General features: G+C 61.4%; 13 protein-coding genes. 3 read left to right on the forward strand and 10 right to left on the reverse strand.

The features are described from left to right. Positions 1–30: 30 nt before the first annotated feature. The 8 genes from AO692_RS13545 to AO692_RS33685 all read right to left on the reverse strand — a co-directional run bounded on the left by AO692_RS13545 (position 31) and on the right by AO692_RS33685 (position 9971). Positions 31–903, reverse strand: coding sequence for a cytochrome c1 (locus AO692_RS13545; protein ID WP_054310573.1), 873 nt, complete (start codon positions 901–903; stop codon positions 31–33). A gap of 28 nt (positions 904–931) precedes the next feature. Further along, positions 932–2233 (reverse strand): cytochrome b N-terminal domain-containing protein, encoded by a 1302-nt coding sequence (locus AO692_RS13550; RefSeq protein ID WP_054310574.1) that lies wholly within the window; start codon positions 2231–2233, stop codon positions 932–934. Positions 2234–2250: 17 nt separating this feature from the next. After that, entirely contained in the window at positions 2251–2817 is a 567-nt protein-coding gene (gene petA, locus AO692_RS13555; RefSeq protein WP_054310575.1) for a ubiquinol-cytochrome c reductase iron-sulfur subunit, read from the reverse strand. 222 nt (positions 2818–3039) lie between these two features. Next, complete coding sequence (locus AO692_RS13560) at positions 3040–3363, reverse strand: DUF6665 family protein (protein WP_054310576.1); 324 nt, start codon at positions 3361–3363, stop codon at positions 3040–3042. A 33-nt stretch (positions 3364–3396) separates the two neighbouring features. Continuing rightward, entirely contained in the window at positions 3397–5286 is a 1890-nt protein-coding gene (locus AO692_RS13565; protein WP_054310577.1) for an ABC transporter ATP-binding protein, read from the reverse strand. Between the two features lie 170 nt (positions 5287–5456). Next, the gene (locus AO692_RS13570) at positions 5457–7385 is read right to left on the reverse strand and encodes an ABC transporter ATP-binding protein (RefSeq protein ID WP_082407363.1); all 1929 of its coding nucleotides are present in this window, start codon (positions 7383–7385) and stop codon (positions 5457–5459) included. A 169-nt stretch (positions 7386–7554) separates the two neighbouring features. Beyond that, complete coding sequence (locus AO692_RS13575; protein ID WP_054310578.1) at positions 7555–9444, reverse strand: ABC transporter ATP-binding protein; 1890 nt, start codon at positions 9442–9444, stop codon at positions 7555–7557. 140 nt (positions 9445–9584) lie between these two features. Beyond that, entirely contained in the window at positions 9585–9971 is a 387-nt protein-coding gene (locus AO692_RS33685) for a hypothetical protein (RefSeq protein WP_244483358.1), read from the reverse strand. 481 nt (positions 9972–10452) lie between these two features. Here AO692_RS33685 and AO692_RS13585 point away from each other — a divergent pair, with 481 nt between their 5' ends. Next, complete coding sequence (locus tag AO692_RS13585) at positions 10453–10911, forward strand: tRNA (cytidine(34)-2'-O)-methyltransferase (protein WP_054310579.1); 459 nt, start codon at positions 10453–10455, stop codon at positions 10909–10911. Between the two features lie 250 nt (positions 10912–11161). On the opposite strand, the gene AO692_RS13590 is transcribed toward AO692_RS13585, so the two are convergent. Further along, positions 11162–11917 carry a hypothetical protein gene (locus AO692_RS13590; protein ID WP_054310580.1) on the reverse strand — a complete coding sequence of 252 codons (756 nt, stop codon included), beginning with the start codon at positions 11915–11917 and terminating at the stop codon, positions 11162–11164. An 80-nt stretch (positions 11918–11997) separates the two neighbouring features. Next, positions 11998–12249: a hypothetical protein gene (locus AO692_RS13595; RefSeq protein ID WP_054310581.1), complete on the reverse strand. Its 252-nt coding sequence runs from the start codon at positions 12247–12249 to the stop codon at positions 11998–12000. Positions 12250–12348: 99 nt separating this feature from the next. Between AO692_RS13595 and hemF the strand changes: the two genes are divergently transcribed. Then, positions 12349–13263 (forward strand): oxygen-dependent coproporphyrinogen oxidase, encoded by a 915-nt coding sequence (hemF, locus tag AO692_RS13600; RefSeq protein WP_054310582.1) that lies wholly within the window; start codon positions 12349–12351, stop codon positions 13261–13263. Positions 13264–13443: 180 nt separating this feature from the next. After that, entirely contained in the window at positions 13444–13629 is a 186-nt protein-coding gene (locus tag AO692_RS13605; RefSeq protein WP_054310583.1) for a DUF1059 domain-containing protein, read from the forward strand. The last annotated feature ends 5 nt before the right edge of the window (positions 13630–13634 follow it).

Raw genomic sequence — 13634 nt, forward strand, 5'->3', positions numbered from 1 at the left:
GGCGCCTTTTCGTTTCTTTATGCCACTGGGTCAGTGAGCAATGTTCGACCAAACCTTCCGCTTGGTGAGATACATCAACACCGCAAAGAGCAGCAGGAAGACGACGACGCGGAAGCCGGTCTTCTTGCGATCCTCCAGATGCGGCTCCGCAGCCCACATCAGGAAGGCGGAAACGTCTTCCGAATACTGCTCGACCGTCTGCGGCGCCCCGTCGTCGTAGGTGACCTGGTCCGCCGAGATCGGCTTCGGCATCTTCAGCGACACACCCGCGTTGAAATACGGATTGTAGTGCGTGCCTTCCGGGACAGTCATGCCGGCTGGCGGCTGTTCGTCATAGCCGTTGAGAAGCGAGTGGATGTAATCCGGGCCGTTCTCGGCATACTGCGTGAAAATGTCGATGATGAACTGCGGGAAGCCGCGCTCGATACCACGCGCCTTGGCAAGCAGCGACATGTCAGGCGGTACCGCGCCACCATTAGCTGCCGCGGCAGCCTGGTCGTTCGGATAAGGCGACGGGAAGTAATCCGACGCGATTCCTGGACGCTCGAACATCTCGCCGGCATCGTTCGGCCCATCCTGCACGGTGTAGCCGGCGGCGAAAGCCTTCACCTGCGCTTCCGAATAACCGAGGTCCGACAGGGTGCGGAAGGCCACCAGCTTCATCGAGTGGCAGGCCGAGCACACTTCCTTGTAGACCTTCAGGCCACGCTGCAGCTGCGCCTTGTCGTAGGTGCCGAACGGCCCCGCGAACGACCAGCTCATCTCCTTTGGCTTGTGGATCGGGAAATGGGTTGGATTGGCTTCATGCGAAGCCTCGCCTGCCTTCCCGGCTTCCTCGGCGTAGGCGGCCGCACCGACGAGCAGTGCGGAGGCCGCGGCCAGCGAAATGAGAATCTTCTTCATGCCAATATCCCCTGGATTCTCTTCTCGCTCAGCCTTTGGTTTCCGGCGATGCGGTCGCCCCGGCCGGATGCCCGCTGCCGCCCTTGTTCTTTTCCAGCACCGCTTCGGTGATGGAATTGGGCAAGCGGCGTGGTGTCTCGATCAGGCCGAGCACCGGCAGAATGACCAGGAAGAAAGCGAAGTAGAACAGCGTCGCCATTTGCGCCATCAGCACGTAGGAGCCTTCCGCCGGACGCGAGCCGAGCCAACCGAGCAGGATGGCGTTGATCGTGAAAAGCCAGAAGAACAGTTTGTACCAAGGACGATAGACCGCCGAGCGCACCTTCGAGGTGTCGAGCCAAGGCACGATGAACAGCATCGCAATCGCGCCGAACATGGCAATGACGCCGCCGAGCTTCGAGTTGATCGGCCCGATGTTGAAGGTGATGGCGCGCAGGATCGCGTAGAACGGCAGGAAGTACCATTCAGGGACGATATGGGCCGGGGTCTTCAACGGGTCGGCGACGGTATAATTGTCCGGATGGCCGAGATAGTTCGGCATGTAGAAGATGAAGTAGGCGAAGAACAGCAGGAACACCACCATGCCCAGCGCGTCCTTGATGGTCGCATAGGGTGTGAAAGCCACGGTGTCGGTCTTCGACTTCACTTCGATGCCGGTCGGGTTGTTCTGGCCGGTGACGTGCAGCGCCCAGATGTGCAGCACCACGACGCCGGCAATCATGAACGGCAGCAGGTAGTGCAGCGCGAAGAAGCGGTTCAGCGTCGGATTGTCGACCGCGAAGCCGCCGAGCAGCAGCTCCTGGATCCAGTTGCCGACCACCGGAATGGCGGTGAAGAAGCCGGTGATGACGGTGGCGCCCCAGAAGGACATCTGGCCCCACGGCAGCACGTAACCCATGAAACCGGTCGCCATCATCAGCAGGTAGATGATGCAGCCCAGGATCCACAGCAGCTCGCGCGGCGCCTTGTAGGAGCCGTAATAGAGGCCGCGGAAGATGTGCAGATAGACCGCGATGAAGAAGAACGACGCACCGTTGGAGTGCATGTAGCGCAGCAGCCAACCCTGGTTGACGTCGCGCATGATCTTCTCGACCGAGCCGAAGGCCAGCGTCGTGTCGGAGGTGTAATGCATCGCCAGCACGATACCGGTGAGGATCTGCGACACCAGCATGATCGAAAGGATGCCGCCGAACGTCCACATATAGTTCAGGTTGCGCGGCACCGGATAGGCGATGAAAGAATCATAGACGAGCCGCGGCAGCGGCAAGCGTGCGTCGAACCAGCGTCCGAGGCCGGTCTTCGGCGTATAGGTCGAGTGTCCCTCGCTCATGGAAATGTCCCCCTGCCTCAGCCGACGCGGATCTTGGTATCGGAGATGAATGAAAAGACCGGCACAGCCATGTTTTCCGGCGCCGGGCCTTTGCGGATGCGGCCGGCAGTGTCGTAGACCGAACCGTGGCACGGGCAGAACCAGCCGCCATATTCACCCTGCTGGCCAAGCGGAATACAGCCGAGATGGGTGCACACACCCACCATCACCAGCCAGTTTTCCTTGCCCTTGCCGGCGGAGCGGTCGGTGTCGGTGGCCTGCGCGTCCGACGCGAGATTGGCGTTGCGTGCAAGCGGGTCCTTCAGCTCCTCGAGCTTGACGTCCTGCGCTGCCTTCACCTCTTCCGGCGTGCGGTTGCGGATGAAGACCGGCTTGCCGCGCCACTTGACGGTCAGCGACATGCCGGGCGTCAGCGAGGCTACGTCCACCTCGACCGAGGCCAGCGCGCGTGTGGAGGCGTCCGGCTGCATCTGGTCGATGAACGGCCAGGCGACGGACGCCGCGCCAACCAGGCCGGCCATGCCGGTGGCTATGTAAAGAAAATCACGGCGATTGGGATCGTGGGTTTCGTCGGTTGCGCTCACGGGTGCCTGGTCCTTTCGCCTCTTCCGTGCCGAAAGGCGAGCCCCCTGTCCCGCTTGAGCATCCCCGCTCAATTCGCACCGGCCCGACAGCGCATGGCAACAGGCTAGCGAATTCCTCCGGCATTTGGACTTCGGTTTATGCGTGCAGCCCGTTTTTGTCCAGTCGGGTGAAGGGCACAGGGCAGATTGTCGCGGGGAGAAATGCCGCGCCGAAAAATGATCCTATGCGGCACCCAGCCTGACAAGCACTTCGCGCGGGATCTGCAGGTCGCGGATCACTGCGTCATGACGGCGAAAACCGCACAATTCGCGCTGGATGAACCAGCCATAGACGAGACCGGCCGTTTCCTTGAGCAGTTGGGCCCTGCCCGCCTCGTCGCCGACATAGGTTCTGAGCCGGAGAAGCGCCTTTTCGGCACGTTCGCCCGCCCGGCCAAGCGCTGCGGCCTTCTCCGCCAGCACCTCGTGACCCAATGCGTCGAACATCGCCTCGGCCAGCGAACCGCCCGAAGAGCCCGAGTAACCGGAAGGGAGCCTAAGCGTCATTCAATCCCGCCTTTTGCTGGATGTGATCATAGCTCATTCCGCCGCGCTCGCCGCGTCCAGTGAGTCGTCGCCGCTGAACAGGAAACCGCCGGACTGCCGTTTCCACAGCCGTGCATAAAGCCCGTCGGCAGCCACCAACTCCTCATGAGTTCCTTCCTCGACGATTCGGCCCCTGTCCATCACCACCAGGCGGTCGAGTGCCGCGATGGTGGAAAGCCGGTGCGCGATCGCGATGACGGTCTTGCCCTCCATCAACTGATAGAGGTTGTCCTGGATCGCCGCCTCGACTTCCGAATCGAGTGCCGAGGTCGCCTCATCCAGGATAAGGATCGGCGCATCCTTCAACATCATGCGGGCGATCGCCACCCGCTGCCGCTGCCCGCCGGAGAGCTTGACGCCGCGCTCGCCGACCTGCGCCTCGTAACCCTTGCGACCACGCGGGTCCTCGACATGGACGATGAAATCGTGCGCGGCCGCCTGCTTCGCCGCGTCAATGATCTCGGCATCCGAAGCGCCCTCGCGGCCATAGCCAATATTGTCGCGGATCGAACGGTGCATCAGCATTGCCTCCTGGCTGACGACGCCGAACTGCGCGCGCAGCGAGGCCTGGGTCAGTTCACGGATATCGCGACCGTCGATCAGGATGCGGCCTTTCTCGACATCGAACAGCCGAAGCATCAGGTTGACAATGGTCGTCTTGCCGGCACCCGAAGGGCCGACGATCGCCACGCGTTCGCCGGAGCGAATATGCAGGTTCAGATTGTCGATAACGCCGCCTTCCTTGCCATAATGGAAGGAGACGTTTTCGAAGCGAATGTCGCCGCTCGCGCGCGGCAGCACCGTGGCGTCCGTGGCGTCCCGGATCGTGGGCGTCACCGAGATGGTGCGCGTGGCATCCTGCACGGTGGCGTAATTGCGCACCAGCCCGTTGATGTTGAACATCATCCAGCCCGACATCTGGTTGAGCCGGAAGACCAGGCCGAGCGCGGCGGCAATCGCCCCCGTCGAGATGTGGCCTGACGTCCAGTTCATGACGGCGATGATGGCAATCAGGCTCATCATGACGCCGTTCAGGATCGCGACGGAAGAACGCACGGTCGTGATCGCCCGCGTCAGCCGCACCACTGCGGTCAGGAAGCCTTCCAGCCCGTCGCGGATATAGGCATGCTCGCGCTTGCCGCTGTCGAACAGCTTCACCGCCACGATGTTGGTGAAGGCATCGACCAGCCGCCCGTTGAAGACCGAGCGCTGGTCGGCGGTCTCGCGCCCGGCACGCCGCATTTCCGGCAGCAGGAACCAGACAATGCCGGCATAACCCGCGAACCACAGCGCCACGACGACGCCCATCAGCGGATCCAGTGACACCAGGATGGTGATGGCCAGGATCAGAAAGGTCAGGAACGACCACATCGTCTGCAGCACGTTGATGATGAAGTCGCCGACGGCTTCGCCGCCCTGCATGATCTTGGTGGCGATGCGACCGGCGAAATCGTTCTGATAGAAACCGTAGGGCTGCTGGATCACGCGCCGGAACGCCTGCCAGCGCACCATCGAATAGAAGCCGGGCACCACCACCTGCTGTTCGACCACCGCCGAAGCGATCATGATGACAGCGCGCACGACCAGGATCAGCAGGAGCAGTCCGACCAGCGCCACCCAGTGATCGGCAAACAGCGTGGCCGGCGAGGACTTGTCGAGCAGATCGATCAGCCAGCCGACCGACCAGTACATGGCCGCATCCACGGCGCCAGCCAGCCCGCCGGTGATCAGGAGCAGCAGGAAGGCGCCCTTGGCCTGATTGGCGAAATACAGAATGAACCGCCAGGCATCGGCCGGCAGCACTTCCCGATCCGTATCGCTGAACGGGTCGATGGCACCCTCGACGGAGCGCCAGATGCGGTCACGGAAACCTCCGCTGCTCAACTGCCAAGCTCCTCACTGTTGACTTCAAGGAATTGATTCAGGGCATCAATTGCCATGCCCATCCTTTTGTTCCGATTCACGTCTTCGCGATAGCTTCAGGAGCGGTCGTCGGTGCGTATCGGAGCCGGCGATGGGCCGTCACTCGCAACGCACAACGTCTCCCGCCGATGTCATCTCTCCATAGCCTCTTCGGTCACCTCCGCCTCTTCGACCATCTCCGCCTTCGCAGTGGCGGCGGGTTCCTGTCCGAGATCGTCATGCAGCTGGAAGCCGCCGGACTGGCGCTGCCAGAGCTGGGCGTAGAGCCCACCCCTGCCGACCAGTTCCTCGTGCGAACCTTCCTCGATGATGCGGCCGTGATCCATCACCACCAACCGGTCCATTGCGGCGATGGTTGAGAGCCGGTGCGCGATGGCGATCACCGTCTTGCCCTCCATCAGGCGATAGAGGTTCTCCTGGATCGCCGCTTCGACCTCAGAATCCAGCGCCGAGGTAGCTTCGTCAAGGATCAGGATCGGCGCATCCTTCAACATCACCCGCGCAATGGCGATGCGCTGGCGCTGTCCGCCGGAAAGCTTGACGCCACGCTCGCCGACATGGGCATCGAAGCCGATCCGTCCCTCGCGGTCCACCAGGCCGGCGACGACATCGGCCACCTGGGCCGCTTCCACCACCCGCGAGATGTCGGCATCAGTGGCGTCCTGGCGCCCGTATTTCAGATTCTCACGCACTGAGCGATGCAGCAGCGACGTGTCCTGGCTGACGAACCCGATCGCGGCGCGCACGCTCTCCTGCGTCACCTCGCGAACATCCTGCCCATCGATCAGGACACGGCCGTCCTGGACGTCGTAAAGGCGCAGCAACAGGTTCACCAGCGTCGATTTGCCGGCGCCCGACCGTCCGATGACTCCCACCCTTTCGCCTGGCGCGATCTTCAGCGACAGGTTTTCGATGAGACCGCCTTTTCCATCCTTGCGCCCGTAGTTGAAATTGACGCGATCAAGCTCGATCGCGCCCCTGGTCACCCGCAGCGTCTCGGCGTCGGGTCTGTCGAGCATCCTGATCGGCCTGGCGATGGTGGTCATCGAATTACCGGCCGTCCCGATCTGCCGGAAGATGTTCCCGCCGGCATCCAGTATCCGATAAGAGATACCCGCAATCTGCAGCGCAAAGGGGATGGCGGTGGCGACCGCCGCGGCACTCATTCCACCCGCACTCCAGCTCGCCAGCGCCAACCAGCTGATGGCAACCAGCAAGCTGGCATTCATGACGAACAAAGCCGACCACATGCCGGTGAATACGCGCATCAGCCGGTAAAAGGTCTGGGCGTGTTTGAGCACAGCTTGCGACACATATCTGTCCTCGTGTTCACCGGTCGAAAACGTCTTCAGCGTCAGGATGTTGGTATAGCTGTCGACGATCCGGCCACTCATTACTGACCATTCTTCCGAAAGGTCGGTGGAACGCCGCGCGATCAGCGGCATGCAGTATCTGAGCAGCAGACCGTAGAGCACGAGCCAGACAGCGATTGCCGCAACCAGCGTGACGTCGAACCGTGCCAACACGGTGATCGCCACCACGACGAACACCACCGCATACCAGACGGTATCGATGGTCAGGTTGACGGCGATCTCGATGGAATCGCCGCTCTGCATGACCTTGGTGCCGATGCGGCCCGCGAAATCGTTCTGGAAGAAAGTCCAATCCTGCCTCGTGACATGCCAATGGCTCTGCCAGCGGATGAGGTCGATGAAATTCGCGGCGATCGCGTGGTTGCGCACAAGTGCGTCGAGGACGATGGTCAGCGGCCGCAGGAAGACGACACAACCCATGACGACCAGCGTCGTCCCATGCTCAGCGAAGAAGCTGTGTGGATCGGAACTCGCCAACATACCGACGATGACGCCAACGAAGATCGGCAGCATCGCGTCCACGATGGCGCCCGCCGCAACGAACAGCATGCGCATCGCGAAACCGGCACGGAACTGCATGATGAAATAGCGGAAAAAGCGCCAAAGCCCCATCGGCGGCTGGCGGTCTTCAGCCAGCGCAACGGGCGAATAGCGGGTCTCAAACCAGTCGAAGAGCTTAGCGAACATCTTCTTCACTCATGCGGGGTGCGGCCCCTGGGGACCTGTGGTCCGGCGGCCGGACTGTCTTGATTCGTTATAGATTCGTTTTTTGAACCGGACCTCGCCCAGCATTCGCTTTCCGACGGCCCAAGAAGCACCATCCGCTTCAACCGGAGCGGATGGTGCGAGGCGAAACCTATTCTGCCGCCTCTTCCGTCACCTCGAGCTTCATCTTGGCCGCAGGTTCATGTCCGGGATCGTCGTGGAGCAGGAAGCCGCCCGACTGGCGCTGCCAGAGCTGGGCGTAGAGCCCACCCCTGGCGACCAGTTCATCGTGCGAACCCTCCTCGATGATGCGGCCCTGGTCCATCACCACCAGCCGATCCATCGCCGCGATGGTCGATAGGCGGTGCGCGATCGCGATCACCGTCTTGCCCTGCATCAGCTTGTAGAGGTTCTGCTGGATCGCCGCCTCGACTTCCGAATCCAGCGCGGAGGTCGCTTCGTCCAGAATGAGGATCGGCGCATCCTTCAGCATGACACGGGCAATCGCGATACGCTGGCGCTGTCCGCCGGAAAGCTTGACGCCACGCTCGCCGACATGCGCGTCGAGACCCTTGCGGCCCTTCGCGTCCGACAGCCCGCCGATGAAGCTGAGCGCTTCGGCGCGTCTTACCGCTTCCAGCACGGCTTCTTCGCCAGCGTCGGGACGGCCATAGAGGATGTTGTCGCGCACCGAACGATGCAGCAGCGACGTGTCCTGAGTGACCATGCCGATATGGGCGCGCAGCGAATCCTGCGTAACGTCGGCAATATTGTCGCCGTCGATCAGGATGCGTCCGCCTTCCAGGTCGTAGAAGCGCAGCAACAGGTTGACGAGCGTCGACTTGCCGGCACCCGAGCGACCGACGATGCCAACCTTCTCGCCCGGTTTCACCGTCAACGACAGGTTCTCGATGACACCCCTCTGCTTGCCGTAGTGGAAGCGGATGTCGTCGAAGCGGATTTCACCCTTGCTCACTTCGAGGTCGCGGGCATCCGGCTTGTCTTCTACAAGGCGAGGCATCGAAATGGAGCTTATGCCGTCCTGTACCGTGCCGATATTCTCGAACAGGCCCGACACTTCCCACATGATCCATTGCGACATGCCATAGAGGCGCAGCACGAGGCCGACCACCACCGCCACCGCGCCAACGGTCACGATCTCCTGCAGCCAGAAACCGATCGCCATCGCGCCGACTGCGAGCAGCAGGAGCGAATTCAGCAGATACACCACGATGTAGAACTGACTGATCAGCCGGCCTTGCGCATAGGCGGTGTCGAGGAACTCGGTCATGCCTTCGCGAGCGTAGTCGGACTCGCGCCGCCCATGCGAGAACAGCTTCACCGTCTGGATGTTGGTGTAGCTGTCGACGATGCGGCCGGTCATGACCGAACGCGCATCAGCCTGTGCCTCCGACACCTTGCCAAGGCGCGGAACGAAATAGCGCAAAGCGACAAGATAGCCGCCGAGCCACACCACGATCGGCGCGGCAAGACGCCAGTCAGCCGAGCCGACAATGAACAGCATGCCGAGGAAATAGACCACGACATAGTTCAGCACCTCGGCGAATTTCAGCACCGTCTCGCGCACGGCGAGCGCCGTCTGCATCAGCTTGGTGGCGATGCGCCCGGCAAACTCGTCCTGATAAAAGGCCATTGACTGTTTGAGCAGATAGCGGTGCACCTGCCAGCGGATGCGCATCGGATAGTTACCGAATAGCGTCTGATAGGTGTTGAAGGATGAAAGCGCCACGGCGCCCGGCAGAACGATGGCGATCACGAACGCCATCCCCGCCAGCTTCCACCATTCGGTTTGCAGGAAGGTTTCCCGGTTTTGCGCCGAGAGCCAGTCCACGATGTGGCCAAGGAAGCCGAACATCCAGACTTCCAGGAAGGCGATCAACGCCATCAGCACGGTGGCCAGCAGCACGAACGGCCAAGCAGGCTTGGTGAAATACCAGCAGAAAGCCCACAGCGTATTCGGCGGCTCGACCGGCTCTGCGGCCGGAAACGGATTCAGTCTTTTTTCAAACCAGCGGAACATGGTTTCGTACTCTAGAGCAATTCCAGGAAAAGTGCATCGTGGTTTTCCGTCTAGAATTGCGTAAAAACAAAGAGTTAGAGCGTCTACGCGTTTGCAAAAAAACCGAAACGCTCTGGTGAAGAATGGGAGCGCGCGCAGCTTCAGGCTGCGCGCGGCAGGGTCGTGATCTCGCGATCATCTTCGGTTCGTAGCATTGCCGGACCGACGCTGCGGACGCCGCCGATATGGGCGCCCGAATGATCTGTGCCGACACCGCCACGCTCTCCCTCCTGACTGGCCGTGGCAGGAGCTTCGGTTTTCACCAGACGAGGTCGCAGCAGTCTGATGAAGCGGCGCACCAGCGACGGCCGGCCGGGGGCCGGAACGGCGCGTGAGAAATCGACATCCGGCAGCATGCCGCGATGCGGCCTGCGGCGAATTTCGGCATGCACTGCCGAGGAACGGGTTTCGCCGACCAGCAACGCCCAGGTCGCCAGTTTGCGGTCGTGCAGGCTGCGGGAGCCCGGTATTTTAAAGGGATCGAACACAGGTCCGTCCTCCATTGAAAAGAACAGGTCGAAAGATGGATTGCGGCCCCCGGCGAAATGCGAACCGGTGGCGTCAAGCGCTTGAAACTGAGCAGACTCAGACGGGACCTTGGGTCCCTTGGACAGATAAGAAAACATCGCAGGATTCCCTTGAAGGCCGGAAAGAAGGTCCGGCTGGAATCGGTGCGATTGGGCCTAAAAAGTTAGGAGAAATGTCGAACCGAGCCAGCCGTCGGGCATAAGCCCCAGGCGAGAAAGCGTGCATTACGCATGGTCATCATTTCCATGAACGCCTCCGTCGGCTCGTGTTGACAATGCCGGCCTGATACACGCATTCGCAAAAAATAACCAGACGCCAGTCGAGAAATCGCCGAAACCACGAGGCGCCTGTGGCCGATCTGCCACGCATAAAGCAGGTTCCGCAAAAGTGTTCCGCGGTTTTGCGATCAGAACCTGCGACAAGACTTGAGAAGGCACGGAAATGAAGCACGGTCTGCGCATTGCCCTCTACCAGCCGGATATCGCCGGCAATACCGGGACAATCCTGCGCTTCGGTGCCTGCATGGGGCTTGCCGTCGATATCATCGAACCCGCAGGCTTCGATCTCTCCGACCGCAATCTGAGGCGCGCCGGCATGGATTATCTCGAAATGGCGGCGCTGACCCGTCATGTCGACTGGGCGAGCTTCGAGAACTGGCGACAAGGCGAGGCGCGCAGGCTGGTGCTGCTGTCGACCAAGGCGGCCGTGCCTTATACCGATTTCGTTTTCGACAAGGACGACATCGTTTTGTTCGGGCGCGAATCGGCCGGCGTCCCGGAGGTGGTTCGCGATGCTTCCGATGCTCGACTGCTCATCCCGATGCAGGCCGGCGCACGCAGTCTCAATGTCGCGCTTTCGGTGGCAATGGTTGCGGGCGAAGCGCTGCGGCAACTCGGCTAACGCATCAACAACTACCCTGCCCGTTCGTGCCAGCGCGCAGACAACCGCTCGCCATTCCCCCATTCCGGCACCGTTCCGCCGCCGAGTTGTCCCGAGGTGGCTCTGTGACAGAGCCCGGTCTGTTACGCACATCGTTTCCACCTTCGTCGCGTCCCGAAGGTTTTCTTTCTAAAAGTTCAAGTTAACTTTAAGTCAAGCCATGAATCCGGAGCTGCCATGTGCGGGCTTGATCCGGCGTTGCCGACTGCGACTACGGTCCGGACGGCAAGCTGAGATCGAGTCGCTTCTCCGCTTCCGTGAGCGTCATGCCGGAAGCAAGCAGTTCGTCAGGCGACCAGTGCTCCTTGTCGAGCAGGAACGCGACCAGCAAACGGTAAAGCGCATAGTTGCCGGAACGCTTGGGATCGAGGTCCACCTCGCCGGAGCGACGCGCCCTGGCCAGCGCGTCGACATCGACGATCCCGCCCATTGCGATGTAATCCGCCATGCCTTCGCGCTGCCAGGCAGGCAGACGCCAATTGGCGATCGCTCCAATATGGTTCGAGATCAAGCTGTGACCGATTTCGTGGCCGGCATAACATGCAAGCGTGCGGGGCTCGGGTACCGGCGTTGCATCGGCCTTCAGCACCTGGTTGTGATCGATGTCGGACTGCCGGATGAAGACACCACCGACTGGAGCATAGTTCACGCCAGCGGCGCCGCCGTTCCAAAGGAAGACCAGGCGCCGCCGCCATTCCTCATTCGTGACGAAGATACGATAGACGCCGACATCGTCGCGAAAGCCCGCCGGCGCCTTGGCCAGACGACCTTCGACATCGGCGAGTACAGCGCGCCCTGCCAGTTCATTGAAAGGGCGGTCGGAATAGAGGTGCAACCTGCCTTGCCCGACATGATAGGCATAGAGCGGCTGAGGAAAGGCCAGCAGTCCCGCCATAGACATGATGGCGACCAGGGCCAGCCCGAAACAGGCCAAAACGATGCGCCGCAGCAAACGAAACGTGGTCATCGGGATCAATTCTTCGACACTCAGGTTGAGAGGCCCGACGAACCTTCAACCGGATGTGGGCGTTCCTGTGTCGCCGATACTCAATCCGCCGCCGGCAGCCTGCGAATGGTGAACTCGATCACATCGCCCGGGCGCTCGAACCAGCTTTCGATACTGGTCCAATAGGCCTGCTTCGGCCAGCGCTCGAACCATTCCTTCGCTTTCAGCCTGGCGTCGGTGCGCGGCAAAACGAAGGTTTCGCGCAGGAAGCCATCCCGCGGCGTTGCCTCGGCGCGGGCGCGATCCAGCCTCTTTTTGAGGCCCTCCAGCGGTGGTCTTGATGGAGTACGCATGAAAGAACTCCTTGACCCAACTTCTCAAGAGATTAGGGATCGCGCCCGAAAAAGACGAGTCATTTGTCGGGCAACCATGCCCGCGAGCGGAGATGGCAGTTGGAAAGACCCGAAATACCGGTCGGCTTGCCGGCAGACATCGAAGACAGGAAAGAACGCGCGCGGACCTGGTTCGAGGAATTGCGCGACCGTATCTGCGCCGCCTTCGAGGCGATCGAGGACGAACTGACCGGTCCGCAGGCCTCCTGGGTCCCAGGCCGCTTCGAGCGAACGCCCTGGCAGCGTGAGGAAGGCGCGGGCGGTGGCGGCGTCATGTCGATGATGCACGGCCGCGTCTTCGAAAAGGTCGGCGTGCATACATCCACAGTCCATGGCGAATTCTCGCCGGAATTTCGCAAGCAGATACCCGGCGCTGAAAACGATCCAAGTTTCTGGGCAAGCGGCATCTCGCTGATCGCCCATCCCTGGAATCCGAACGTGCCCGCTGTGCACATGAACACGCGTATGGTCGTCACGTCCCGGCACTGGTTCGGCGGCGGCGCCGATCTGACGCCGGTGCTCGACCGCCGCCGCACCCAGGACGATCCCGATACGCTCCGCTTCCACCGGGCCATGCAGTTCGTCTGCGAGAAACACACAGCCGTGGCCGACTACGCTAGATTCAAGGACTGGTGCGACGAATACTTCTTCCTGCCGCACCGCAACGAGGCGCGCGGCATCGGCGGCATCTTTTTCGACTGGTTGCATTCACCGGATGAAAAAGGCGGATGGGACGCGGATTTCCGCTTCGTGCAGGATGTCGGCCGCGCTTTCCTGGTCGTCTATCAGCACCTCCTGCGCGGCAATTTCAACGAGAACTGGACCGATGGCGACCGCGACGAGCAGTTGGTGCGACGTGGCCGCTATGCCGAATTCAACCTTCTCTACGACCGCGGCACGCTGTTTGGGCTGAAGACCGGCGGCAACGTCAATTCCATCCTCTCCAGCCTGCCACCACAGGTGAAGTGGCCCTAGAGAACCGCGCGTCTGAACCTGCGCATCGTGCTTTCCGAAAACCGGTTCTGATTTTCGGGCCGATGACTGGCCGCGGCATCCGGCCAGTCACAATATCCTCGCCCAGCCATTTTCAACGCAACCAAAGCGGCGGGTGCGTGTTATGCTGGACCTTCCAGATGACGAGAAAGGAGGACTCCGATGAAGGAATTTCATTGCGGCTCGCTGGTCCCCGGCTGCGAATGGCATACCCGCGCCGAGGAGGAGGCCGAAGTCATGCGCCGTGCCGTCGAGCACATGCGCGAGACCCATGGCGAGACCATCATCCGCGAAACCATGATCGAGGCGATCCGTTCGCGCATCGACAAGGTTCGCGACGCGGCCTGAAAACG

It is taken from the genome of Mesorhizobium sp. 1M-11 (assembly GCF_001303895.1).
Classification (GTDB): Bacteria; Pseudomonadota; Alphaproteobacteria; order Rhizobiales; family Rhizobiaceae; genus Mesorhizobium.